Origin of the sequence: Superficieibacter sp. HKU1, assembly GCF_029319185.1 — a bacterium.
Taxonomy (GTDB): Bacteria; Pseudomonadota; Gammaproteobacteria; order Enterobacterales; family Enterobacteriaceae; genus Superficieibacter.
This window is the reverse complement of record NZ_CP119754.1, coordinates 2,484,230-2,509,746: the sequence shown is the minus strand read 5'-3', so window position 1 is coordinate 2,509,746 and position 25,517 is coordinate 2,484,230. Positions and strand designations below refer to the sequence as shown.

23 protein-coding genes, 1 other RNA gene and 1 other annotated feature are annotated in these 25,517 nt (G+C 52.2%); of the genes, 19 read left to right on the top strand and 5 right to left on the bottom strand.

Annotated elements, in window-relative coordinates; genetic code table 11:
- Nucleotides 1-266: 266 nt before the first annotated feature.
- From P0H77_RS12010 to selO, 15 genes are all read left to right on the top strand, one after another.
- Complete coding sequence (locus P0H77_RS12010) at nt 267-1,025, top strand: YdiY family protein (RefSeq protein WP_276157144.1); 759 nt, start codon at nt 267-269, stop codon at nt 1,023-1,025.
- A gap of 342 nt (nt 1,026-1,367) precedes the next feature.
- Nucleotides 1,368-3,296 (top strand): threonine--tRNA ligase, encoded by a 1,929-nt coding sequence (gene thrS / locus P0H77_RS12005; protein WP_276157143.1) that lies wholly within the window; start codon nt 1,368-1,370, stop codon nt 3,294-3,296.
- Between the two features lie 3 nt (nt 3,297-3,299).
- The gene (gene infC, locus P0H77_RS12000) at nt 3,300-3,842 is read left to right on the top strand and encodes a translation initiation factor IF-3 (RefSeq protein WP_071828920.1); all 543 of its coding nucleotides are present in this window, start codon (nt 3,300-3,302) and stop codon (nt 3,840-3,842) included.
- Nucleotides 3,843-3,933: 91 nt separating this feature from the next.
- A complete protein-coding gene (rpmI, locus tag P0H77_RS11995; RefSeq protein ID WP_001124225.1) occupies nt 3,934-4,131 on the top strand; it encodes a 50S ribosomal protein L35 in 198 nt (65 codons plus the stop codon).
- A 50-nt stretch (nt 4,132-4,181) separates the two neighbouring features.
- Nucleotides 4,182-4,538 (top strand): 50S ribosomal protein L20, encoded by a 357-nt coding sequence (rplT, locus tag P0H77_RS11990; protein ID WP_002440151.1) that lies wholly within the window; start codon nt 4,182-4,184, stop codon nt 4,536-4,538.
- A 107-nt stretch (nt 4,539-4,645) separates the two neighbouring features.
- Nucleotides 4,646-4,769, top strand: a sequence feature (Phe leader region).
- Nucleotides 4,651-4,695 carry a pheST operon leader peptide PheM gene (pheM, locus tag P0H77_RS11985; RefSeq protein WP_001386830.1) on the top strand — a complete coding sequence of 15 codons (45 nt, stop codon included), beginning with the start codon at nt 4,651-4,653 and terminating at the stop codon, nt 4,693-4,695. Its footprint overlaps the feature before it by 45 nt.
- 38 nt (nt 4,770-4,807) lie before the next feature.
- Nucleotides 4,808-5,791 carry a phenylalanine--tRNA ligase subunit alpha gene (pheS, locus tag P0H77_RS11980; RefSeq protein ID WP_276157142.1) on the top strand — a complete coding sequence of 328 codons (984 nt, stop codon included), beginning with the start codon at nt 4,808-4,810 and terminating at the stop codon, nt 5,789-5,791.
- 15 nt (nt 5,792-5,806) lie between these two features.
- On the top strand, nt 5,807-8,194 hold the full coding sequence (gene pheT, locus P0H77_RS11975) for a phenylalanine--tRNA ligase subunit beta (protein ID WP_276157141.1): 2,388 nt from the start codon (nt 5,807-5,809) through the stop codon (nt 8,192-8,194).
- Nucleotides 8,195-8,198: 4 nt separating this feature from the next.
- Nucleotides 8,199-8,498 carry an integration host factor subunit alpha gene (gene ihfA / locus P0H77_RS11970; protein WP_006820203.1) on the top strand — a complete coding sequence of 100 codons (300 nt, stop codon included), beginning with the start codon at nt 8,199-8,201 and terminating at the stop codon, nt 8,496-8,498.
- Nucleotides 8,499-8,645: 147 nt separating this feature from the next.
- Nucleotides 8,646-9,626, top strand: a complete 981-nt coding sequence (btuC, locus tag P0H77_RS11965) for a vitamin B12 ABC transporter permease BtuC (protein WP_276157140.1) — start codon at nt 8,646-8,648, stop codon at nt 9,624-9,626.
- A 28-nt stretch (nt 9,627-9,654) separates the two neighbouring features.
- On the top strand, nt 9,655-10,206 hold the full coding sequence (locus P0H77_RS11960) for a glutathione peroxidase (RefSeq protein ID WP_276157139.1): 552 nt from the start codon (nt 9,655-9,657) through the stop codon (nt 10,204-10,206).
- Entirely contained in the window at nt 10,206-10,955 is a 750-nt protein-coding gene (gene btuD / locus P0H77_RS11955) for a vitamin B12 ABC transporter ATP-binding protein BtuD (protein WP_276157138.1), read from the top strand. Before P0H77_RS11960 ends, btuD begins: the two co-directional genes overlap by 1 nt.
- Before the next feature lie 79 nt (nt 10,956-11,034).
- Entirely contained in the window at nt 11,035-11,499 is a 465-nt protein-coding gene (locus P0H77_RS11950; RefSeq protein WP_276157137.1) for an NlpC/P60 family protein, read from the top strand.
- 436 nt (nt 11,500-11,935) lie between these two features.
- The gene (locus P0H77_RS11945; RefSeq protein WP_276157136.1) at nt 11,936-12,646 is read left to right on the top strand and encodes an EAL domain-containing protein; all 711 of its coding nucleotides are present in this window, start codon (nt 11,936-11,938) and stop codon (nt 12,644-12,646) included.
- 65 nt (nt 12,647-12,711) lie between these two features.
- Nucleotides 12,712-14,154, top strand: a complete 1,443-nt coding sequence (gene selO / locus P0H77_RS11940) for a protein adenylyltransferase SelO (protein WP_276157135.1) — start codon at nt 12,712-12,714, stop codon at nt 14,152-14,154.
- A gap of 6 nt (nt 14,155-14,160) precedes the next feature.
- On the opposite strand, the gene hemP is transcribed toward selO, so the two are convergent.
- The 3 genes from hemP to P0H77_RS11925 all read right to left on the bottom strand — a co-directional run bounded on the left by hemP (nt 14,161) and on the right by P0H77_RS11925 (nt 16,519).
- Nucleotides 14,161-14,385, bottom strand: coding sequence for a hemin uptake protein HemP (hemP, locus tag P0H77_RS11935; protein WP_276165114.1), 225 nt, complete (start codon nt 14,383-14,385; stop codon nt 14,161-14,163).
- A 98-nt stretch (nt 14,386-14,483) separates the two neighbouring features.
- Nucleotides 14,484-15,530: a 3-deoxy-7-phosphoheptulonate synthase AroH gene (aroH, locus tag P0H77_RS11930; protein ID WP_276157134.1), complete on the bottom strand. Its 1,047-nt coding sequence runs from the start codon at nt 15,528-15,530 to the stop codon at nt 14,484-14,486.
- 155 nt (nt 15,531-15,685) lie between these two features.
- Nucleotides 15,686-16,519: a pyruvate, water dikinase regulatory protein gene (locus P0H77_RS11925; protein ID WP_194205835.1), complete on the bottom strand. Its 834-nt coding sequence runs from the start codon at nt 16,517-16,519 to the stop codon at nt 15,686-15,688.
- Nucleotides 16,520-16,850: 331 nt separating this feature from the next.
- Between P0H77_RS11925 and ppsA the strand changes: the two genes are divergently transcribed.
- On the top strand, nt 16,851-19,229 hold the full coding sequence (ppsA, locus tag P0H77_RS11920) for a phosphoenolpyruvate synthase (RefSeq protein ID WP_276157133.1): 2,379 nt from the start codon (nt 16,851-16,853) through the stop codon (nt 19,227-19,229).
- Between the two features lie 73 nt (nt 19,230-19,302).
- Here the strand turns inward: ppsA and rprA are convergent.
- Both rprA and ydiK read right to left on the bottom strand, forming a co-directional pair.
- Nucleotides 19,303-19,410: antisense sRNA RprA (gene rprA, locus P0H77_RS11915), an RNA gene on the bottom strand.
- 196 nt (nt 19,411-19,606) lie between these two features.
- On the bottom strand, nt 19,607-20,719 hold the full coding sequence (gene ydiK, locus P0H77_RS11910; protein ID WP_276157132.1) for an AI-2E family transporter YdiK: 1,113 nt from the start codon (nt 20,717-20,719) through the stop codon (nt 19,607-19,609).
- 198 nt (nt 20,720-20,917) lie between these two features.
- On the opposite strand from ydiK, the gene P0H77_RS11905 reads away from it, so the two are divergent.
- The 3 genes from P0H77_RS11905 to lpxP all read left to right on the top strand — a co-directional run bounded on the left by P0H77_RS11905 (nt 20,918) and on the right by lpxP (nt 25,495).
- Entirely contained in the window at nt 20,918-23,974 is a 3,057-nt protein-coding gene (locus P0H77_RS11905) for an FAD-binding and (Fe-S)-binding domain-containing protein (RefSeq protein WP_276157131.1), read from the top strand.
- Nucleotides 23,971-24,381 (top strand): 1,4-dihydroxy-2-naphthoyl-CoA hydrolase, encoded by a 411-nt coding sequence (gene menI, locus P0H77_RS11900; protein ID WP_276157130.1) that lies wholly within the window; start codon nt 23,971-23,973, stop codon nt 24,379-24,381. The genes P0H77_RS11905 and menI overlap by 4 nt, the downstream gene beginning before the upstream one ends.
- A 193-nt stretch (nt 24,382-24,574) precedes the next feature.
- Nucleotides 24,575-25,495 carry a kdo(2)-lipid IV(A) palmitoleoyltransferase gene (lpxP, locus tag P0H77_RS11895; RefSeq protein WP_276157129.1) on the top strand — a complete coding sequence of 307 codons (921 nt, stop codon included), beginning with the start codon at nt 24,575-24,577 and terminating at the stop codon, nt 25,493-25,495.
- Nucleotides 25,496-25,517 lie beyond the last annotated feature (22 nt).

Genomic DNA, 25,517 nt, shown 5'->3' with positions numbered 1-25,517 from the left:
TCATTAAGTCTGGCACCGAAACGCAAAGAACGGTAGGGCAACAGCATGATTTTACAAATAAATACGTGCCTTACCGTACTGAACTATCTAATAAACCACCGTCGATTTGGGACCGTTCTTATTCAAAAAATCCTGCAATATTTCATTGCTATGTTAATTGAGCCTTTTTATAATTTGTTACCTTTCTCTGGGTTGTTAACATTGATCCTCATGAAAGTTTCCGGGACCGTGATGGTCTCTTTTTTTGTTGTACGGACTTATTATAAATGAAGCTCTTAAAGACAGTTCCCGCCGCTGTGCTGTTGGCGGGAGGCGTGTTTGCGTCAATGTACGCAGCAGCCGACGATACCGTTTTTACTGTCATGGACGATCCCTCTACTGCGAAAAAACCGTTTGAAGGTAATGTCAACGCGGGTTATCTGTCTCAGTCAGGGAATACCAAAAGTTCCTCGCTTACCGCCGACTCAACCCTGACCTGGTACGGCAATACTACCGCCTGGTCTTTATGGGGAAACGCCAGTAACACTTCATCCAACGACGAGCGTTCTTCTGAGAAGTATGCTGTCGGTGGTCGTACCCGCTATAACCTGTCAGATGTAAACTATCTCTTTGGGCAGGGTAGCTGGTTAACTGACCGTTACAATGGTTATCAGGAACGTGATATCGTGACGGCTGGTTATGGTCGCCAGTTCTTAAACGGTCCGGTACACAGCCTGCGTTTTGAATTTGGTCCTGGCGTTCGCTACGATGAATACACCGACGGCGGCAATGAAACGCAACCGTTGGGTTACGCGTCTGGCACGTATGCGTGGCAGTTGACGGATAACGCCAAATTTACCCAGGGTGTTTCCGTGTTTGGTGCCGAAGATACCACCGTCAACTCTGAAAGCGCGCTTAATGTCGCCATTAACGAGCATTTCGGTCTGAAGGTTGCGTACAACCTGACCTGGAACTCCAACCCGCCTGACTCTGCGCCAGAACATACCGATCGCCGTACGACGCTCTCGCTGGGCTACAAAATGTAATATTATCGGGCCGAATAACACCGGCCCGATCGTCTGATGTTTTCCTCGCTGGTCGTTCTGACGCTGTTTTTTGATCTGCTTTTATCTTTACAAATCCACGATTAACTATTGCGCTATACCTGAAAAATCAATAGAACCGCCAGGAAATACAGTGGTGCACACGCTCTTTTTTTAATGTTATTATTCTCTGACGGTGTGAAAAATAATGCGCACCGGGTTTTCAAATTGCGTCCCAATTTAGCAATTGTTGGTTAGATGGCGTCGCAATTTACTGTTCATAAACGATTATTCTCTTTGTATGTGATCTTTCGTGTGGGTCACCACTGCAAATAAGGACATAGAATGCCTGTAATTACTCTTCCTGATGGCAGCCAACGCCAATTCGACCGCCCCGTAAGCCCGCTGGATGTTGCCCTTGATATCGGACCTGGTCTGGCAAAAGCCTGTATCGCTGGTCGCGTTAACGGTGAGCTGGTAGATGCTTGCGATCTTATTGAAAGCGATGCTCAGTTAGCCATCATTACCGCAAAAGATGAAGAAGGTCTGGAGATCATTCGCCACTCCTGCGCACATCTGTTAGGCCATGCCATCAAGCAACTTTGGCCTCATACCAAAATGGCGATCGGACCGGTTATCGACAACGGTTTCTACTATGACGTTGATCTCGACCATACGCTGACCCAGGAAGATATTGACGCGCTCGAAAAGCGGATGCACGAGCTCGCCGAGAAAAACTACGACGTCATTAAGAAGAACGTAAGCTGGCACGAAGCGCGTGAAACGTTTGTCCAGCGCGGTGAAATTTATAAAGTCACCATTCTTGATGAAAACATCTCCCATGATGATAAGCCTGGTCTTTATCATCACGAAGAATACGTTGATATGTGCCGTGGACCGCACGTGCCAAACATGCGTTTTTGCCATCATTTTAAACTGATGAAAACCGCAGGCGCGTACTGGCGTGGCGATAGCGACAACAAAATGCTGCAGCGCATTTACGGTACGGCCTGGGCAGATAAAAAAGCGCTGAATGCTTATCTGCAGCGCCTGGAAGAGGCGGCCAAACGCGATCACCGTAAAATTGGTAAGCAGCTTGACCTGTACCATATGCAGGAAGAAGCGCCGGGTATGGTCTTCTGGCATAACGATGGCTGGACTATCTTCCGCGAGCTGGAAACGTTTGTTCGCTCTAAGCTGAAAGAGTACCAGTATCAGGAAGTTAAAGGTCCGTTTATGATGGACCGTGTACTGTGGGAAAAAACTGGACACTGGGAAAACTACAAAGATGCGATGTTCACTACCTCTTCAGAGAATCGTGAATACTGCATCAAGCCGATGAACTGTCCGGGCCACGTGCAAATCTTCAATCAGGGGCTGAAGTCTTACCGCGATCTGCCGCTGCGTATGGCTGAATTTGGTAGCTGCCACCGTAACGAGCCATCAGGCGCGCTGCACGGCCTGATGCGTGTTCGCGGCTTTACTCAGGATGATGCTCACATCTTCTGTACGGAAGAGCAGGTGCGTGATGAAGTTAACGGCTGCATTCGTTTAGTCTATGATATGTATAGCACCTTTGGCTTCGAGAAGATCGTCGTCAAACTCTCCACTCGTCCGGAAAAACGTATTGGCAGCGACGAGATGTGGGATCGTGCTGAGGCGGACCTGGCCGTCGCGCTGGAAGAGAACAATATCCCCTTCGAGTATCAACTTGGTGAAGGGGCGTTCTACGGTCCGAAAATTGAATTTACCCTGTATGACTGCCTCGATCGTGCATGGCAGTGCGGAACGGTACAGCTGGATTTCTCGTTACCTGCGCGCTTGAACGCCTCTTATGTCGGCGAAAGCAACGAACGTCAGGTTCCGGTAATGATCCACCGTGCTATTCTTGGTTCACTGGAGCGCTTTATTGGCATCCTGACTGAAGAATTTGCCGGTTTCTTCCCAACCTGGCTTGCACCCGTGCAGGTTGTGGTCATGAATATTACCGATTCTCAGTCCGAATATGTCAGTGAATTAACGCGAAAACTGCAAAATGCAGGCATTCGCGTAAAAGCGGACTTGAGAAATGAGAAGATAGGCTTTAAAATCCGCGAGCACACTTTACGTCGTGTCCCTTACATGTTGGTCTGTGGCGACAAAGAGGTTGAAGCCGGCAAAGTTGCTGTGCGCACCCGTCGTGGTAAAGACTTGGGCAGCCTGGACGTAAATGAAGTTATCGAGAAGCTGCAACAAGAGATTCGCAGCCGCAGTCTTCAACAACTGGAGGAATAAGGTATTAAAGGCGGAAAACGAGTTCAAACGGCACGTCCGAATCGTATCAATGGCGAGATTCGCGCCCTGGAAGTTCGCTTAACAGGTCTTGAAGGCGAAGCTTTGGGTATTGTGAGTCTGAGAGAAGCTATCGAAAAGGCTGAAGAAGCTGGAGTAGATTTAGTTGAAATCAGCCCTAACGCCGAACCGCCAGTTTGTCGTATTATGGACTACGGCAAGTTCCTTTATGAAAAGAGTAAGTCTTCTAAGGAACAGAAGAAGAAACAGAAAGTTATCCAGGTCAAGGAAATTAAATTCCGTCCTGGCACCGATGATGGCGACTACCAGGTAAAACTCCGCAGCCTGGTTCGCTTTCTGGAAGATGGCGATAAGGCTAAAATCACGCTGCGTTTTCGCGGTCGTGAAATGGCCCACCAACAGATTGGTATGGAAGTGCTGACGCGCGTCCGTGACGATCTGAGTGAACTGGCAGTAGTCGAATCCTTCCCAACGAAGATCGAAGGCCGCCAGATGATCATGGTGCTCGCTCCTAAGAAGAAACAGTAAGGCCATCAAGTAATCTTACCTGTGGGCTCAGGTCCACAGGTGGATTCGCCTTTGTTTCGTTTATTAACAATGCGAAGTGGAAGTTATTAAAATGCCAAAAATTAAGACCGTACGCGGTGCTGCTAAGCGCTTCAAAAAAACCGGTAAAGGTGGTTTTAAGCACAAGCACGCTAACCTGCGTCACATTCTGACCAAAAAAGCTACCAAGCGTAAACGTCACCTGCGTCCGAAAGCCATGGTTTCTAAAGGCGATCTGGGCCTGGTCATCGCGTGCCTGCCGTACGCATAAGTCGTTAACCCTTTTAACTTTTTAATTAGAATAGATACAGGAGAGCACATATGGCTCGCGTAAAACGTGGTGTAGTTGCCCGTGCACGTCACAAGAAAATTTTGAAACAAGCCAAAGGCTACTACGGTGCGCGTTCACGCGTCTACCGCGTTGCCTTCCAGGCTGTTATCAAAGCTGGTCAGTATGCTTACCGTGACCGTCGTCAACGTAAGCGTCAGTTCCGTCAACTGTGGATTGCGCGTATCAACGCAGCAGCACGTCAGAACGGTATCTCTTACAGCAAATTCATCAATGGCCTGAAAAAAGCCTCTGTTGAAATCGACCGTAAGATCCTGGCTGACATCGCAGTATTCGACAAAGTAGCGTTCACCGCTCTGGTCGAAAAAGCGAAATCAGCTCTGGCATAAGCCAGTTGAGAAGAGGGAGCCTGGCTCCCTCTTTTTTGTTTTGATTGACATTTTTCTGCTAAGCCTTTTCAATGAAGCCTTAGAGTTTCGACTTACACAAGGTAACGCAAGCATGAATGCTGCTATTTTCCGCTTCTTTTTTTACTTTAGCACCTGAAACCGGGAGGCTAGCGCGTGAGAAAAGAAACGGAAAACAGCGCCAGAAAGCCTCCCAGTGGAGGCTTTTTTTGTATCTGGCGTTTATATATCGTCACATAATGAGGAAAATCATGTCACATCTCGCAGAGCTGGTTGCCAGTGCGAAGGCAGCCATTAACCAGGCGTCAGATGTTGCCGCGTTAGATAACGTACGCGTTGAATATTTGGGCAAAAAAGGGCATTTGACCCTGCAAATGACGACCCTGCGTGAACTGCCAGCAGAAGAGCGTCCGGCGGCAGGTGCGGTGATCAACGAGGCCAAGGAGCAGGTTCAGCAGGCGCTGAACGCGCGTAAGGCGGACCTCGAAAGCGCCGCATTAAACGCACGTCTGGCGCAGGAAACCATTGATGTCTCGCTGCCTGGCCGTCGTATCGAAAACGGTGGGCTGCATCCGGTGACCCGTACCATCGATCGCATCGAGAGCTTCTTTGGCGAGCTGGGTTTTACCGTGGCGACTGGCCCGGAGATTGAAGATGACTATCATAACTTTGACGCGCTGAATATTCCGGGCCATCATCCCGCGCGCGCCGATCACGATACCTTCTGGTTTGATGCCACCCGTCTGCTGCGTACCCAAACCTCAGGTGTACAGATCCGCACCATGAAAAACCAGCAGCCCCCAATCCGCATCATCGCCCCGGGCCGTGTCTATCGTAACGACTACGATCAGACCCATACCCCGATGTTTCATCAGATGGAAGGACTGATTGTTGATACCAATATCAGTTTTACCAACCTGAAAGGGACGCTGCACGATTTCCTGCGTAACTTCTTTGAGGAAGACTTACAGATCCGTTTCCGTCCGTCCTATTTCCCGTTTACTGAACCTTCTGCGGAAGTCGACGTGATGGGCAAAAACGGGAAGTGGCTGGAAGTGCTGGGCTGCGGCATGGTGCATCCAAACGTACTGCGCAATGTGGGTATCGATCCGGAAGTCTATTCTGGTTTCGCCTTTGGTATGGGGATGGAACGTCTGACCATGCTGCGTTACGGTGTCACCGATTTGCGTGCGTTCTTCGAAAACGATCTGCGTTTCCTCAAACAGTTTAAATAAGGGCAGGATAAAACAATGAAATTTAGTGAACTGTGGTTACGCGAATGGGTGAACCCGGCTATTGATAGCGTCGCGCTATCCGATCAAATTACCATGGCGGGCCTTGAGGTCGATGGCGTGGAACCGGTCGCAGGAACCTTCAACGGTGTTGTGGTCGGTGAAGTCGTTGAATGCGCTCAGCATCCGAATGCGGACAAGCTGCGAGTAACCAAAATCAACGTTGGTGGTGAGCGTCTGCTTGATATCGTCTGCGGCGCGCCGAACTGCCGTCAGGGGCTGAAAGTCGCTGTGGCAATGATTGGCGCAGTGTTGCCGGGCGATTTTAAAATTAAAGCCGCCAAACTGCGCGGTGAGCCGTCGGAAGGGATGCTGTGCTCTTTCTCTGAGCTGGGTATTTCCGACGATCATAGCGGCATTATCGAACTGCCAGCGGATGCACCGATTGGGACGGATATTCGTGACTATCTGAAGCTTAATGATAACACCATTGAAATCAGCGTTACGCCGAACCGCGCCGACTGTCTGAGCATCATTGGCGTGGCGCGTGATGTCGCAGTCCTGAACCAGTCACCGCTGATTGAGCCAGAAATTACTCCTGTGTCAGCAACGATTGGCGATGTGCTGCCGATTACCGTTGACGCACCGGAGGCGTGTCCGCGTTACCTGGGCCGCGTGGTTAAAGGCATCAACGTTAGCGCACCGACGCCGCTGTGGATGCGAGAGAAACTGCGCCGCTGTGGTATTCGCTCTATTGATGCGGTAGTGGACGTCACCAACTACGTCCTGCTTGAACTGGGACAGCCGATGCATGCGTTCGATAAAGATCGCATCGAAGGCGGGATCGTGGTGCGCATGGCGAAAGAGGGTGAAACGCTGGTACTGCTCGACGGCAGCGAAGCCAAACTCAGCGCCGATACGCTGGTTATCGCCGACCATCAAAAAGCGCTGGCGATGGGCGGAATCTTTGGCGGCGAGCATTCAGGCGTCAACGGAGAAACGCAAAACGTGCTGCTGGAATGTGCTTTCTTCAGCCCGCTGTCCATCACCGGCCGTGCACGCCGTCACGGCCTGCATACGGATGCCTCTCACCGTTACGAACGTGGCGTCGATCCGGCACTGCAATACAAAGCAATGGAGCGTGCCACGCGTCTGTTGATTGATATCTGCGGCGGTGAAGCCGGTCCGGTGATTGATGTTACCCACGAAGCCACGCTGCCACAACGCGCCACCATTACCCTGCGTCGTAGCAAACTGGACCGCCTGATTGGTCATCCTGTTGCTGACGAGCAGGTCAGCGATATTCTGCGTCGCCTGGGTTGTGACGTGACGGAAGGCCAGAACCAATGGCAGGCTGTCGCCCCGAGCTGGCGTTTCGACATGGAAATCGAAGAGGATCTGGTCGAAGAAGTGGCGCGCGTCTACGGCTACGACAATATTCCGAATGCGCCAGTACAGGCGGGTCTGATCATGGGTAACCATCGTGAAGCTAACCTGTCGCTGAAGCGTGTGAAAACGCTGCTTAACGATAAAGGCTATCAGGAAGTTATCACCTACAGCTTTGTCGATCCTAAGCTGCAACAGCTGATTCATCCGGCAGAAGAGGCGCTGATCCTGCCAAGCCCGATTTCTATTGAGATGTCAGCGATGCGTCTGTCGCTGTGGACGGGTCAGCTTGGCACCGTGGTGTATAACCAGAACCGTCAGCAAAACCGGGTACGTATTTTTGAATCCGGCTTACGCTTTGTTCCGGATACGCAGGCCAATCTGGGTATTCGTCAGGATCTTATGCTGGCAGGGGTTATCTGTGGTAACCGCTATGATGAGCACTGGAATCTGGCGAAAGAGGGCGTTGATTTCTATGATTTGAAAGGCGATCTGGAATCGATTCTCGACCTGACCGGCAAATTAGCTGAAATTCAGTTCAAAGCAGAAGCCAATCCGGCACTGCATCCTGGTCAATCAGCAGCGATTTATCTGAAAGATGAACGTATTGGTTTTATTGGCGTTGTTCATCCTGAGCTTGAACGTAAACTGGATCTTAACGGTCGCACGTTGGTGTTTGAACTGGAGTGGAACAAGCTTGCAGACCGCGTGGTGCCTCAGGCACAGGAGATTTCTCGCTTCCCGGCAAACCGCCGCGACATCGCTGTTGTAGTGGCTGAAAACGTCGCCGCAGCAGATGTTTTGGCAGAATGTAAGAAAGTTGGCGTAAATCAGATAGTTGGCGTAAACTTGTTTGATGTGTACCGCGGTAAGGGCGTAGCGGAGGGTTACAAGAGCCTCGCTATTAGCCTCATCCTTCAGGATACCAGCCGTACACTCGAAGAAGAGGAGATTGCCGCTACCGTTGCCAGATGCGTAGAGGCACTGAAAGAGCGATTCCAGGCATCATTGAGGGATTGAACCTATGGCGCTTACAAAAGCTGAAATGTCAGAATATCTGTTTGATAAGCTTGGGCTTAGCAAACGGGATGCCAAAGAGCTGGTTGAGCTGTTTTTCGAAGAGATCCGTCGCGCTCTGGAAAATGGTGAGCAGGTAAAACTGTCCGGTTTTGGTAACTTTGATTTGCGTGATAAAAATCAACGCCCGGGACGTAACCCGAAAACGGGCGAAGATATTCCCATTACAGCCCGGCGCGTAGTGACCTTCAGACCCGGTCAGAAGTTAAAAAGCCGTGTCGAAAACGCTTCGCCCAAAGCAGAGTAATCTGAACTAATCAAAAAGGCCGCTTATGCGGCCTTTTTTCTTGTGTACTCTGCGGCCGGGCCGGTGTTCCTATTCATCCTGTAATCCAGTATATTCCAGTCGTTTCTTCTCCATGAGGATGGAGTTTTTTTCTACGGAGACATTCACATGCTTGTCTGGGAACAACGACAACAGCGGCGCGACCGATACTGGATTATCAGTCTGATCCTGGCGCTGGTCCTGGTCGTGATACTCGGCATTTGTGCAGGCGAGCAGTGGATCGGTCCCGCCTCCTGGTCCACCCCGCAGGGGCACCTCTTCGTCTGGCAAATACGATTACCCCGCACGCTGGCTGTGATCCTGGTGGGGGCTGCGCTGGCGCTCTCCGGCGCCATTATGCAGGCGCTTTTTGATAATCCACTGGCCGAGCCAGGATTACTCGGTGTTTCAAACGGCGCGGGCGTAGGGTTAATCGCGGCGGTGTTAACAGGCGGCGGCAGGTTGCCGCAATGGGCGCTGGGGCTGTGCGCCATTGCCGGAGCGCTTATCATCACGCTTATTCTGCTGCGGTTTGCCAGGCGTCATCTTTCCACCAGCCGTTTATTGCTTGCGGGCGTGGCGCTGGGGATTATCTGCAGCGCCTTCATGACCTGGGCCATCTATTTTTCAACCTCTTTCGACCTGCGGCAGTTGATGTACTGGATGATGGGCGGTTTCGGCGGCGTTGACTGGCAGCAAAGCTGGTTGATGGTGGCCCTGGTACCGGTCATGGCATGGGTTTGTTTTCAGTCCTCCGCCCTCAATTTACTGGCACTGGGCGAAACCTCCGCCCGCCAGCTGGGATTACCGCTGGGGCTATGGCGAAATCTGCTGGTGGTAGCGACCGGCTGGATGGTCGGCGTCAGCGTGGCGCTTGCTGGCGCGATAGGCTTTATTGGCCTGGTGATCCCGCATATATTACGTTTATGTGGCCTGACCGATCATCGTGTGCTGTTACCCGCCAGCGCGCTGGCAGGCGCGATAGCATTGTTAATCGCCGATATTATCGCCCGCCTGGCGTTAGCTTCAACTGAATTACCTATTGGAGTGGTTACAGCAACACTGGGCGCACCTGTTTTTATCTGGCTATTATTAAAGGCCGGGCGATAAGATCCGGGAAATCAACTAAGGGGACGCTATGCAACACGATATTCTGAATACCAGTGTGACCACCATTGATGGAGAGAACACTACGCTTGAGCACTATAAAGGCGATGTTCTGTTGATAGTCAACGTTGCCTCAAAATGCGGGCTGACGCCGCAATATGAAGGCCTGGAGAACATCCACGCTGCATGGGCAAAAGAAGGTTTTAAGGTGCTGGGATTCCCCTGCAATCAGTTTCTGGGGCAGGAGCCGGGTAGTGAAGAGGAGATTAAAACCTTTTGCAGCACAACCTATGGCGTCACTTTCCCGCTGTTCAGCAAAATCGATGTCAATGGCGAAAACCGTCACCCGCTGTATCAGAAACTGATCGCGGCCGCACCAACGGCCGTCGCACCGGAAAGCAGCGGATTTTACGAGCGGATGGCAAGTAAAGGGCGCGCGCCGCTTTATCCTGACGATATTTTATGGAATTTTGAAAAGTTCCTCATCGGCCGCGACGGTCAGGTGGTGCAACGTTTCTCACCGGATATGCTGCCGGAAGATCCTATTGTTATGGAAGCGATTAAACTGGCCTTAGCCAAATAATGTCCGTGTTGTTAGAGATACGTAATGTCGTGGAGGCCGGGCGGGTTGGCCCGTTCTCCGCCGATGTTAATCCCGGAGAGATTGTTCATCTGGTCGGGCCAAACGGTGCCGGTAAAAGCACGTTATTAACCCGCATTGCCGGTCTTAGTTCAGGCTGCGGTACGATAGCGTTGAACCATCGGCCGCTGGAACTGTGGCCTGCCACCGCGCTGGCCCGCCATCGCGCTTTTCTGGCCCAGCTACAAACGCCGCCGTTTGCCATGCCGGTATGGCATTACCTGAAGCTACATCAGGCAGCTCATGCACAGCCGGGGCTGCTTAAGGATGTCGCTACCAGGCTTGAGTTATGCGATAAGCTGGGCCGTCAGGTAAATCATCTGTCCGGCGGTGAATGGCAGCGCGTCAGACTATGTGCTGTCATTTTGCAAATTCATCCCGGCGGCAATTCCCACGGGCAGCTATTATTACTCGACGAACCGATGAATAGCCTGGATGTGGCGCAGCAGACCGCGCTGGATACTCTACTCGGTGAGTTATGTCAGGCCGGAATAGCCATTGTGATGAGCAGTCACAACCTCAATCATACGTTGCGTCATGCGCATCGCGTCTGGTTACTGCGTGATGGCCAAATGATCGCCTGCGGAACGCCTGATGAGGCGCTGACGCCAGCATGGCTTGCGACCGCCTACAGAGTGCCGTTTCGTCGTCTGGACGTTGAAGGCCATGGTATTCTGCTTTCTGGCAGCTAGTGTGATTGGTCTCTTGCCAGTCAGATAATTAACAGGGTAAATTATTCCGTCATCAAAAGCGTAGAAGGATCGCACGGACATGCGTTGCTGGTTTATTTTATTTACGGCACTCCTTTTAGCGGGTTGTAGCTCGCATCGGGCACCTCCGCCAAATCCGCGACTCGCGGACCCCATTATCGTTATTGCTAATCTTAACGAGCAGCTCCATGACTGGCGAGGTACGCCTTACCGCTATGGTGGCATGAGCCATCGCGGGGTCGATTGTTCGGGATTTGTGCTGATGACATTTCGCGACAAATTTGCCCTCAGGCTGCCCAGAGAAACCCGGCAGCAGGCCAAAATAGGTACTGAAATTGATAAAGACGACCTTCTTCCGGGCGATCTGGTTTTTTTCAAAACCGGATCGGGTGCGAGCGGACTTCATGTAGGCATCTACGATACCGATAATACCTTTATCCATGCTTCCACCAGCCGCGGGGTGATGCGTTCTTCGCTGGATAACGTCTACTGGAGCAAAAATTTCTGGCAGGCGCGACGCATTTAACGGGGGGAAGGGTATATGCGATTTCTCTCAACGCAATAAAAGATGATTTAACGCAAATTCCTTAACTAATTCTGAACGTATTATCAGTTTCTGGTTTTCCTGGGTGGGTTAATCAGCAACACTCTGCATTCGTCCTGATTTTTACTTTAATTTATAAGCACCTCCCGGTGACGGGACCGACGTTGAAAAAGAGAGCCTGCTAAGTAATGTCACTGTCACGGTGGCAATAAAAAGCTCCGTTGAATTCAGATATTTCCACCAGATGCTTTAATTGTATTACTTACCCGACATAGATTACACTGAAACGCAAAGGGTAGGGAAAATCCGTAATGAAAATGGACAATATGCAACACTCTTCATTAAAAGCCTGTTGGCAGAGCCACTTAACTTATCATACTAAAAAGCCTGTTCTTACCCTTAATGAGGGGTTGGTCCAATGATAGTTTCTCTGGATAATGATTATCGTTCAGATCTATTATTTCTGCCTGCCAGAAATGGTAGTGGCGAATTGGTTGGTCTTGAAATCGTCGCCACCTTTTCTGCAGTCAGGGCCGACGTCCGCTTCCCCGTCGAACTCCTTTCTCCTCTTCTTAGTGCGGAACAGGAAATTAGCCTTTTTCTGGAAAAGCTGGCGCTACTGGAAACCTGTCAGATATTTTTTATTCAGCAACAATTATTAGCCTGGATTTCAATTACTCCGGCCATTGTCGATGCGCTGTTAACGGATGCTGAATTGGCTTGCGTAATTGAACGATTTCCTTTTCTCGAATTGACCTTAAATGAGAATTATCCAGGGTTAAATACATTAACGGAAAGTCATCCGCTGGTGCGCCTGTCAAAGTGCTACCCTCTGGTGTTAGCCAATTTTGGCGCAGGAGACGCGACTACCCATGCGGTATTCGCCGGGCTATTCAAACGTATTGCGCTGGATAAGAACTTTGTCCACCGACAATTATCAGGTATTGCTTTCGAACCCTTTATGCGTGCGCTGTTTGCACAGATAAGTTCTTTCTGCACTTCCGTTATGATTGCTGGCATAGACAGTGAAGAAATATATCAGCGCGTGACGGCTTTTCCCTTCAGTGCGATGCAGGGCACTTTATGGCCGATGGTCAATAAAGAAGAGGTTACGTCGCTGGTCAAGTGATAACCCTGTAAACCCTCCGTGTTCACTCCCGGCCTGAGGCACTACACTTACAGGCAGGAGGATCTATGGACCTGTCTTTTATTACCCGCTGGCGCGATGAGTTGCCAGATTTTTACACCGCACTGGCCCCAACGCCGTTGCGCAATGCCCGCGTCATCTGGCGTAATGAGGCTCTGGCAGAGACGCTCGGTGTGCCTGAACGCCTTTTTCACCCTGAACAAGGGGCAGGCGTCTGGGGTGGGGAAACGTTGTTACCCGGCATGTCACCTCTCGCGCAGGTTTACAGTGGACATCAATTTGGCGTCTGGGCCGGGCAGCTTGGCGATGGTCGGGGGATTTTACTTGGCGAACAGCAGTTGCCCGATGGACGTACATTCGACTGGCACCTGAAAGGGGCCGGAAAGACGCCTTATTCCCGTATGGGGGATGGGCGGGCGGTATTGCGTTCGACAATTCGTGAAAGTCTCGCCTCTGAAGCGATGCACTGGCTGGACATTCCCACAACCAGAGCGCTGTCGATTGTCACCAGCGATACGCCAGTGCAACGTGAAACCACTGAGCAGGGCGCGATGTTAATGCGCATCGCTGAAAGCCATATCCGGTTCGGCCATTTTGAACATTTTTATTATCGTCGTGAGCCGGAAAAAGTGCGTCAACTGGCGGAGTATGCGATCCGCCATCACTGGCCGCATTTGCAGGATGAGGCGGATAAATATGCCCTGTGGTTCCGCGATGTAGTGGAACGCACGGCGATAATGATTGCCCGCTGGCAAACGGTCGGCTTTGCGCACGGCGTGATGAATACCGATAACATGTCGATTCTTGGCCTGACGATGGACTACGGCCCGTACGGGTTTCTTGATGATTATCAGCCCGGCTTTATCTGTAATCATTCCGATCCTCAGGGACGATATAGCTTTGATAACCAGCCAGCCGTTGGCCTGTGGAACCTTCAGCGGCTGGCGCAAACGCTTTCCGTGTTTATTGATGTCGATACCCTGAACGCGACGCTGGATCATTATCAGCATGCGCTTTTTACCGAGTACGGGCTGAGAATGCGCCGTAAGCTGGGGTTGTTTAGCGAACAACAGGCTGACAACGAACTGTTAAATACGCTTTTTGCCCTTATGGCGCGCGAAGGCAGCGATTATACGCGCACCTTTCGAATGCTTAGCCATACGGAGCAGGGCAGTGCGGCTTCCCCACTGCGCGATGAGTTTATCGATCGCGGTGCCTTTGACAGCTGGTTTGCACGTTATCGCGAACGGTTACAGACGGAACAGATTGACGACGCGCAGCGTCAGCAGGCGATGCAAAACGTCAATCCTTGCGTGGTGTTGCGTAACTGGCTGGCTCAACGCGCTATTGAGCAAGCCGAACACGGGGATGTCAGCGAGCTTGAGCGATTACACGCCGTGTTGCGGGAACCGTTCCGTGAGAGAGACGATGATTATGCTGGTCGCCCGCCGGACTGGGGCAAGCGACTTGAAGTAAGCTGTTCAAGTTAACGCGCGTTATTTGGTGAGGATCAACTTACCGGCCTGGGTCTGACGCAGTAAATACTGCTGACCATCATGTTCGATGACGACACGGCCTTCGCGGCCCAGCAATTCATTACTGTCAATGCGTCGATCTTCTGGCTCAGGATGTGGGGCGTAACGTTTACCGGTTTCAGCGAGGTCTGTGGATTGCATAGCGTAATAATATAAAATGATTATCAATTTCGTATTGATAATCATTATCACGAATAGTCTGGCTGGCGGCAAGAAATATTGCCGCAGAACCCACAGAAACAGTGCAAACGCCATCGCAATCGCCATGGCGTTATTTCAGCATATCAAAAGCGGCTGTCCACGGCGGTGGCCAATTTTTCCAGCAGCTGTTCGCTGTCTTCCCAGCTCAGACACGGGTCGGTAATCGACTGACCATAAATCAATGGCTGTCCGGCGATGATTTTTTGCGTTCCCTCACGCAGGAAACTTTCTGCCATAATCCCGGCAATGGCGGTTGAACCATTGCGGATCTGCTGACAGATATCATCACAAACCTCCAGCTGCCGACGATGCTGTTTCTGGCAGTTGCCATGGCTGAAATCGACAACCAGCTGCTCTGGTAAATCAAATTCATGCAATGTGTCGCAGGCGCACGCAATATCGTCCGCCTGATAGTTAGGCTTTTTGCCCCCGCGCATAATGATGTGGCCGTAGGGGTTGCCGCTGGTCTGATAAATGGTCATCTGACCGTTTTTATCCGGCGAAAGGAACATATGGCTGGCGCGCGCGGCGCGGATTGCGTCTACTGCAATACGCGTATTACCGTCCGTGCCGTTTTTAAAACCGACCGGGCAGGAGAGCGCCGAAGCCATCTCACGATGGATTTGGCTTTCCGTGGTTCGCGCGCCGATAGCTCCCCAGCTGATCAAATCAGCGATAAACTGACCGGTCACCATATCGAGAAATTCGGTCGCGGTGGGAACGCCTAATTCGTTAACCTGCAGTAAAAGCTTACGTGCCAGCTCGAGACCGTGATTAACACGATAGCTACCGTTGAGGTCCGGATCGGAAATCAGCCCTTTCCAGCCGACGACCGTGCGCGGTTTCTCAAAATACGTGCGCATCACGATTTCCAGCCGCGACTGATATTTCTCGCGCATGGGTTGCAGGCGGCGCGCGTAGTCCATCGCGGCATCCAGATCGTGAATGGAGCACGGGCCAATAACCACCAGCAATCGGCGATCTTCACCACTGAGGATTTTCTCAATGCCACGGCGCGAGGCGGTAACGTGTTCCGCGACGTCAGGCGTGACGGGATAGCGTAACGCCAGTTCAGCAGGCGTTACGAGGCTATCGATCTGCGCGGAGCGCAGTTCATCTGTCTTATTCATTAAATGTCTCAAAAATTTTTTACTTACGCGACATCAGTGCCGGGAAGTGATGCGCATCACGATAAACCAATCCCTGCCGATTTCAAGTGCAGGGCGTGTGGCGTCTGAATTCTGGAGACAGATAATAACTGAATTTTTGCTATCGTACTAGTCCGTTAGTACATCCGGCGACTTAACCCCATGATATCGAGAATTTTGGTCGCCATTTCTTCAACGGAAAAGTTGGTACTGTTGAGAAACGGAATTTGATTTTTACGATACAGCGCTTCCACCTCGGCAACTTCCATTCGGCACTGGCGCATAGACGCGTAGCGGCTGTTTTCCCGGCGCTCCTCGCGGATCGCCGCGAGCCGCTCGGGATGAATGGTCAGGCCAAATAACTTATGCTGCAACGGCTTGAGTGCCGCCGGCAGAACGAGATTATCCATATCATCGGCAATAAAGGGGTAGTTAGCGGCGCGAACGCCAAACTGCATTGCCAGATACAGGCTGGTAGGTGTTTTGCCGCAGCGTGAAACGCCAAGCAGGATCACCTGAGCCTGGTCGAGATTACGTAGCGAAATTCCGTCGTCATGTGCCAGGGTGTAATCAATGGCGGCGATACGCGCATCATACTTGGTCAGATTGCCCGGCGTCAGGCCATGCGTGCGGTGAGCAATGGGCGTCGGATCGAGCTTCAGCTCCTCCTGTAAAGGGGCGACCAGCGCCTGCACGATGTCCTGACAAAACCCCTCGCTTTGCAAAATAATCATGCGGATTTCAGGGATCACAATTGAATAAAATACCAGTGGACGAACGCCAGTCTGCTGGAAAATGGCATCTATCTGATCTTTCACGGCCCTGGCGCGGCTTTCACTTTCCACAAACGGCAGCGTGATACTGTTTATTGCCACCGGAAACTGCGACATTACCGCATGCCCTAACACTTCAGCGGTAATGGCTGTACCATCAGAAATATAAAAAACGTGGCGATCGACAGAACTATCCATTTTATTCATCCTGATTATTTTGCGTGATCAATGAGTCGTATGAATTAAGTTAAACACATTCCAGACTTTTTTGTCGCTGACTAAAAATGAAATGCTGTTTTTATATTTTGTGAAATGACTGGTTCATTTTCAGGACGAACAATAGACCGCTGGTCTGCAGGGAATCTATCTGAATCATAGCGTTAGCATAAGCGGGTAAACTCTCCTAAAAAATAAAAAAATAGGGTGCTTGAACGATTCACCGTTTTTTTTAAAGGATTAACTATGTCAGGATAAATGACGAATCAGTTGATTCTTATCTCTCGCACATAAATCACAAAAGGATTGATCGATGTCCAACAATGGCTCGTCACCGCTGGTGCTTTGGTACAACCAACTCGGCATGAATGATGTAGACAGAGTCGGAGGCAAAAATGCCTCCCTGGGAGAAATGATTACAAACCTGGCCTCTGTGGGTGTTGCCGTACCCAACGGGTTTGCCACAACCGCTGATGCGTTTAATCAGTTTCTTGATCAAAGCGGCGTCAACCAGCGCATTTATGAACTGCTGGATGAAACCGACATTGACGACGTCTCTGAACTGGCGAAAGCCGGGGCACAGATCCGCCAGTGGATCATCGATACTCCGTTCCAGGGTGAGCTGGAACACGCTATTCGTGAAGCCTATGACCAGCTTTCGGCTGATGATAGTGAGGCCTCTTTCGCCGTGCGTTCTTCCGCTACAGCAGAAGACATGCCGGACGCTTCCTTTGCCGGACAGCAGGAAACGTTTCTCAACGTGCAAGGCTACGACGCCGTGCTGGTGGCCGTGAAGCATGTTTTCGCGTCGCTGTTTAACGACCGAGCGATCTCATACCGCGTTCACCAGGGATACGATCACCGCGGCGTGGCGCTTTCCGCTGGCGTACAGCGAATGGTGCGTTCCGACCTGGCCTCCTCTGGGGTGATGTTCTCCATCGATACCGAATCTGGCTTTGATCAGGTGGTCTTTATCACCTCTGCCTGGGGACTGGGTGAGATGGTGGTGCAGGGCGCGGTGAATCCGGACGAATTTTATGTGCATAAGCCAACCCTGGAGGCGGGACGTCCCGCTATCGTGCGCCGTACTATGGGATCAAAAAAGATCCGCATGGTGTATGCGCCGAGTCAGGAGCATGGCAAACAGGTCGACATCGAAGATGTGCCTCAGGCGCAGCGCGATGTGTTCTCCCTCACCGATGATGAAGTGCAGGCGCTGGCACAGCAGGCGGTGCAGATCGAGAAGCACTATGGCCGGCCAATGGATATCGAGTGGGCGAAAGACGGTCATACCGGCAAGCTGTTTATTGTACAGGCGCGTCCGGAAACCGTGCGTTCGCGTGGGCAGGTCATGGAACGCTATACGCTGCACGCGCAGGGTAAAATCATTGCTGAAGGCCGCGCCATTGGTCATCGCATTGGTGCCGGAAAAGTAAAAGTCATTCACGATATCAGTGAAATGAACCGCATCCTGCCGGGAGACGTGCTGGTCACCGACATGACCGACCCGGACTGGGAACCGATCATGAAGAAGGCGGCTGCTATTGTCACTAACCGTGGCGGACGAACCTGCCACGCGGCGATCATTGCGCGCGAACTGGGGATTCCGGCCGTGGTTGGCTGCGGCGACGCCACCGAGCGGATGAAGGACGACGAGGAAGTGACCGTCTCCTGCGCCGAAGGCGATACCGGCTATGTGTATGCCGAAAAACTCGACTTCAGCGTTAAAAGCTCCAGCGTCGATAAAATGCCCGATCTGCCGCTGAAAATTATGATGAACGTGGGCAACCCGGATCGCGCGTTTGATTTTGCCTGTCTGCCTAACGAGGGGGTCGGCCTGGCGCGTCTGGAATTTATCATCAATCGTATGATTGGCGTTCACCCGCGTGCGCTGCTGGAGTTCGACGATCAGGACGCGAAGTTGCAAAATGAAATTCGTGAAATGATCAAGGGCTACGACTCGCCGAAGGAGTTTTATGTCGGCCGTCTGGCGGAAGGTATTGCCACCCTCGGCGCGGCATTCTGGCCGAAGCGGGTGATCGTGCGCCTGTCGGATTTCAAATCGAATGAGTACGCGAATCTGGTCGGCGGCGAACGCTACGAACCGGAAGAAGAAAACCCGATGCTCGGCTTCCGTGGTGCGGGTCGTTATGTCTCCGACAGCTTCCGTGACTGTTTCGCGCTGGAGTGCGATGCCGTCAAGCGGGTGCGTAATGAAATGGGCCTGACTAACGTCGAAATTATGGTGCCTTTCGTGCGTACCGTCGATCAGGCGAAAGCCGTGGTGGATGAGCTGGCACGCCAGGGGCTGAAACGCGGCGAGCAGGGACTGAAAATCATCATGATGTGTGAAATCCCGTCGAACGCGCTGCTGGCCGAGCAGTTTCTTGAGCACTTCGATGGTTTCTCGATTGGTTCCAATGACATGACGCAGCTGGCGTTGGGTCTGGATCGCGACTCGGGCGTAGTCTCCGAGCTGTTTGACGAGCGTAATGATGCGGTGAAAGCGCTGCTTTCGATGGCGATCCGCGCGGCGAAAAAACAGGGCAAATACGTCGGTATTTGCGGTCAGGGGCCTTCCGACCACGAGGATTTTGCCGCCTGGTTAATGGAAGAAGGAATTGATAGTTTGTCCCTGAATCCAGATACCGTGGTGCAAACCTGGCTGAGTCTGGCTGAACTGAATAAATAATATATCCGGCAGCTTTATTGATCCCTGGCAGAGATGCCGGGGATTTTTTTATTATTACATCAAATAAAAGTGCATAAAAAAAAGCCCATCATAGGAGATGGGCAAAGACTACACACAGCAATTCGTTGTTTCACTCAGGGGATTTCCATGCTTATAAATCAAGGCGTTGATTTATAACCGTGTCCTAATAGTAGAGTGCGCCATCTCCCGCGTCGATCAGATTCATCTCATTAGTTTAATGAATGTGATGAATGTGAAAGCTATATTCCTTTTGTACAAGGGAAATAACCGTCAGCAATATTAAAAAGCTAAACTTTTAATTAGCCATGCTTAACTATTAAATAAAACAGCCTGCTAAAAAGCAGGCTGTTTTGCGATCAACAACTGGACGACTCAGGTGGCGTAACTTCGTCTGCCACCTCGTCAACAGTATCCTGCGGCGGCGGCACTTCCTTCACCCAGGCATCAAACAGACGCCAGGTGACGGCCAGCAGCACCGGACCGATAAACAGGCCGATCATACCGAAGGCAACCAGCCCGCCGATCACGCCGGAGAGGATGAGGATCATCGGTAAATCGGCACCCATGCGGATCAGGATTGGACGCAACACGTTGTCAATCGTGCCGACGACGCAGCTAATGACCAGCAGTACCGTTCCCCAGGTGGTATCTCCGCTCCAGTACAGCCAGATAATTGACGGGACCAGCACTGGCAACGGGCCAAGCTGGATCAGGCAGGAGAAAAGCATCACCACGGTGAGGATGGTCGCGTAAGGAACGCCGGAAATAGCCAGACCAACGCCACCAAGCACCGCCTGCACCAGAGCGGTCACCACCACCCCTAGCGCAACCGCACGAATGGCTTGCGCGGCGAGAACTACCGCCGCGTCACCGCGTCTGGCGGCAAGGCGGGTGGCAAAGTGACGGATGCCACGCGCCACTTTTTCACCCTGCCAGTAGAGCAGCGCGCTGAATAAAAGCATCAGCGCACAGTGCATCATAAAGCGGCCAATATGCGCGGCCTGGCCTACAAACCAGGTCGTCGTTGTGCCGATATAGGGACGGATTTTCGCCATAATCGCCGTACCGCCCATATCAAGCAGGTTATGCCAGCCGGTATAAAGGCGCTCGCCGACCATGGGTATACTATTAAGCCAGTTTAAGTCCGGCAGCGTCATCTCTCCCGACGATAATGAGCGGATTAGCGGCACGCCGCTATCAACCATACTGTTAACCAGCAGCGCAATCGGAATAATAAACAGCAGAAACAGCAGCAGCGTCATTACCAGTACCGCCAGCGCGCGCCGTCCAAACAGCAATCGCTGCAAACGGATTAACACCGGCCACGTAACAATAACCACGGTTCCTGCCCAGGCGAAGCCAAGAATAAAAGGCCGTACAATCCACAGGCAGGCGACAATCATGAGTGATAAAAACAGCACCGACAGCAAAATTTGCGGCACATCCCTGGGCTGGTTTGGATTAACCATAACGTAAATTTACCTTTTTAATTTCGCCACCATGCGGGCGCGGCATAAAGCTGGACCATTAATGATACCAGTGATTTCGACAGCGTTTATAGTCCGTAATTCTGTCAGGCAGGTAAGAAAAAAATGTGGTAAAACGATGAATGCACAACGCAAACGATTAATCACTCACATCACAACAGTCAGGCAGGGTCAACGGTAATGATCCCACAGATTTCTCAGGCTCCAGGTGTCGTTCAACTGGTGCTGAATTTTTTGCAGTCACTGGAGCAACAGGGTTTTACAGGTGATACCGCCACCCGTTATGCCGACCGGCTAACCATGGCGACCGATAACAGTATTTACCAGCTTCTTCCCGATGCCATCGTTTTTCCGCGCTCTACGGCGGACGTGTCGCTGCTGGCGCGGGTGGCGGCGGAGGAGCGATTCAAAACGCTGATCTTCACGCCGCGCGGCGGCGGGACGGGCACCAACGGGCAGGCGCTGAATCAGGGCATTATTGTTGATATGTCCCGCTATATGAATCGCATTATTGAAATTAACCCCGAAGAAGGGTGGGTGCGCGTCGAAGCCGGGGTGATCAAGGATCAGCTCAATCAGTATCTGAAATCCTACGGCTACTTTTTTGCTCCGGAATTATCGACCAGTAACCGCGCCACGCTGGGCGGCATGATTAATACCGATGCTTCAGGGCAGGGATCGCTGGCCTATGGCAAAACCTCCGACCACGTCCTGGGCGTACGCGCGGTATTAACCGGCGGCGATATTCTGGATACCCAACCGATGCCGGTGGCGCTGGCGGAAACGCTGGCGAAAGAACAGTCCGCATCCGGACGTATTTACCGCACGGTGTATCAGCGCTGTCTGGAGAATCGCCAGTTGATACTGGATAAATTCCCCAGACTGAATCGCTTTCTCACCGGTTATGACCTGCGTCACGTCTTTAATGACGCGATGACCGAGTTTGATTTGACCCGCATATTGACCGGTTCGGAAGGCACGCTTGCGTTTATTACGGAAGCACGGCTGGATATCACCCGGCTGCCGAAAGTGCGTCGTCTGGTCAATGTGAAATATGACTCTTTTGATTCAGCGCTGCGCAACGCGCCGTTTATGGTGGAAGCGAAGGCGCTGTCTGTCGAAACCGTCGATTCGAAAGTGCTGAACCTGGCGCGGGAAGATATTGTCTGGCATTCGGTCAGCGAGCTGATCACCAGCGTGCCGGATAAAGAGATGCTCGGGTTGAATATCGTTGAATTTGCCGGCGATGATGACGAGCTGATTACCCGTCAGGTTGACGGGCTCTGTGCCGGTCTGGACGCCTTAATGGCGCAAGGAGCCGGAGGGGTTATCGGCTGGCAGGTATGTGACGATCTCGCAGGGATTGAACGCATCTACGCCATGCGTAAGAAAGCGGTGGGGCTACTGGGGAACGCAAAAGGGATGGCAAAACCGATTCCTTTTGCCGAAGACACCTGCGTACCGCCGGAGCATCTGGCCGACTATATTACCGAGTTTCGCGCGCTGCTGGACGGCCACGGGCTGAGCTACGGGATGTTTGGTCACGTGGACGCAGGCGTATTGCACGTGCGTCCTGCGCTGGATATGTGCGATCCGCAACAGGAAATGCTGATGAAGCAGATTTCTGATGAGGTGGTAGCGCTGACGGCGAAATATGGCGGACTGCTGTGGGGGGAACACGGTAAAGGATTTCGCGCCGAGTACAGCCCGGCGTTTTTTGGCGAACAGCTCTATGATGAGCTGCGTAAAATTAAAGCCGCGTTTGATCCCGATAACCGTTTAAATCCGGGAAAAATTTGTCCGCCGGAAGGCGTGGATGCGCCGATGATGAAAGTGGACGCGGTTAAACGCGGGACCTGGGATCGGCAAATCCCGATTGCGGTGCGCGGAGCCTGGCGCGGGGCGATGGAATGTAACGGCAACGGTCTGTGCTTTAATTTTGACGTGAAAAGCCCGATGTGTCCGTCAATGAAAATCACCAGTAACCGCATTCATTCGCCGAAAGGCCGCGCAACGCTGGTCAGAGAATGGCTGCGCTTGCTGGCGGACAGGGGAATCGATCCAAACCAGCTCGAAAAAGAGTTGCCTGAGCAACGCGCCAGTCTGCGCACGCTTATTGAGCGCACGCGCAACAGCTGGCATGCGCGTAAAGGCGAATATGATTTTTCCCACGAGGTGAAAGAGGCGATGTCGGGTTGCCTGGCCTGTAAGGCCTGTTCAACTCAGTGTCCTGTGAAGATCGACGTGCCGGAGTTTCGCTCGCGGTTCCTGCAACTTTATCACTCCCGCTACCTGCGCCCGCTGCGCGATCATCTGGTGGCGTCGGTGGAAAGCTATGCGCCGCTAATGGCGCGGGCGCCAAAGACCTTCAACTTTTTTATGAGCCAGCCGTGGGTGCGCAGGCTTTCAGAAACCCACATTGGAATGGTTGATTTACCTCTGCTTTCATCGCCATCGCTTCAGCAGAAAATGGTGGCGCACCGTTCAGCGAATATGACGCTTGAGGAGCTTGAAGCGCTGGATGCCGGGCAAAAGGCGCGGATAGTACTGGTGGTGCAGGATCCGTTCACCAGCTATTACGATGCGCAGGTGGTGGAGGATTTTGTCCGGCTGGTGGAAAAGCTCGGTTACCAGCCGGTGCTCCTGCCGTTTTCCCCTAACGGTAAAGCGCAGCACATCAAAGGCTTTATGACCCGCTTTGCGAAAACGGCGCGTAAGACGTCAGATTTTCTTAACCGCGTCGCGCAACTTGAGATCCCCATGGTGGGCGTCGACCCGGCGCTGGTACTTTGTTATCGCGATGAATATAAACAGGTGCTGGGCAACGCGCGGGGTGATTTTCACGTCATGCTGGTCCACGAATGGCTACCGCTGGCGCTGGACGGCGGCACTCGCCAGGAGGTAAGCGGGGAATCATGGTATCTGTTTGGCCACTGTACGGAAGTGACAGCGTTACCTGGCGCGCCAAACCAGTGGGCCGCTATTTTCGCTCACTATGGCGCAAAACTGGAAAGCGTTAACGTCGGCTGCTGCGGTATGGCGGGAACCTACGGCCATGAAGTCAAAAATCATGCGAATTCACTGGGGATTTATGCGCTTTCCTGGCAGCAGGCGATGCAGCGCCTGCCGCGCAATCGCTGTCTGGCGACCGGCTACTCCTGCCGCAGCCAGGTAAAACGTATTGAAGGGAATGGCGTGCGCCATCCGCTTCAGGCACTGCTGGAGATCGTGGGATGATCTGGAAACGGGCGGTGACTATGGAAGCGCTGAACGCCATGGGAACGAATAATATGGTGGGGCTGCTGGATATTCGTTTTGAAAAAATCACGGATGATAGTCTGGAAGCCACGATGCCGGTAGACGGCCGAACCCATCAGCCATTCGGTTTACTCCACGGCGGTGCGTCGGTGGTACTGACCGAGACATTGGGTTCTGTGGCGGGCTACCTGTGCACCGCCGGCGAACAAAAGGTGGTTGGCGTGGAGGTCAATGCCAATCACCTTCGTTCCGTGCGAAGCGGCCGGGTACGCGGCATATGCAAAGCCTTACACCTCGGCAACAGACATCAGGTCTGGCAGATTGAGATCGTGGATGAGCAGGGACGGCTATGCTGTTCATCCCGGCTCACCACCGCCGTGCTATAACGCCTCGGGCACATTTCTGAAAAGAAGCGTGCCCGCCTGTAATATCCTTTTACTTTAAATCGCCTGTGATATTCTCCGCCGACGGATTTGTTTTCCCCTCTGATTGTCTCAGTTAAAACCGTATCGCGTAATGACTAATGAATACTTTCGTTTCTCCTTTAAGCGCTACATCACTCCCGCTTAAGGACAAAATATGGCCCGTCCCACGTTTGAACTCGCATTCCTGCACCCGCGTCACTGGCTGACCTGGTTTGGTTTAGGCATTCTCTGGCTGCTGGTCCAGCTTCCTTATCCTTTTTTGTTCTGGTTTGGCTCTGCACTGGGCCGCACGTCACAACGTTTTCTCCAGCGGCGGGCGACTATTGCCAACCGCAATATTGAACTTTGTTTTCCGGGCATGAATGCACAGCAGCGCAAAATGATGATAGAGAAAAATTTTGCCTCGCTGGGAATGGCCCTGCTTGAAACCGGGATGGCCTGGTTCTGGTCGGATCGCCGGGTGCGCAAATGGTTTGATGTCGAAGGTTATCATTATCTGCTGGAAGCACAGCGCAAGCAGAAGGGCGTTATGGTGGTTGGCGTTCATTTTATGTCACTTGAACTGGGCGGTCGGGTCATGGGGCTTTGCCAGCCAATGATGGCCACCTATCGTCCGCACAACAGCCCGGTCATGGAATGGGTGCAAACGCGTGGTCGTCTGCGCTCCAATAAGTCGATGATTGACAGACATAATCTGAAGGGACTGGTTAATGCACTGAAAGGCGGCGAGGCCGTGTGGTTCGCGCCGGATCAGGATTATGGTCCCAAAGGCAGCACCTTCGCGCCTTTCTTCTCAGTCGAAAATGCGGCAACGACCAACGGAACATACGTGATTTCGCGGCTTTCAGGCGCGGAAATGCTGACGATCTCAATGGTACGTAAAGACAACGCTCGCGGTTACGCCCTGCATATCGGACAAAAGATGGAAGATTTTCCGCGCGGGAGTGAATATGAAGCGGCAAGCTACATCAATAAAATGATTGAGCATGAAATTTTACGTGCTCCCGAGCAGTATTTGTGGATCCATCGCCGGTTTAAAACCCGTCCAACGGGCGAAGCGTCGCTTTACGTCTAATCAAGAGTAGCGTGTATCGGGG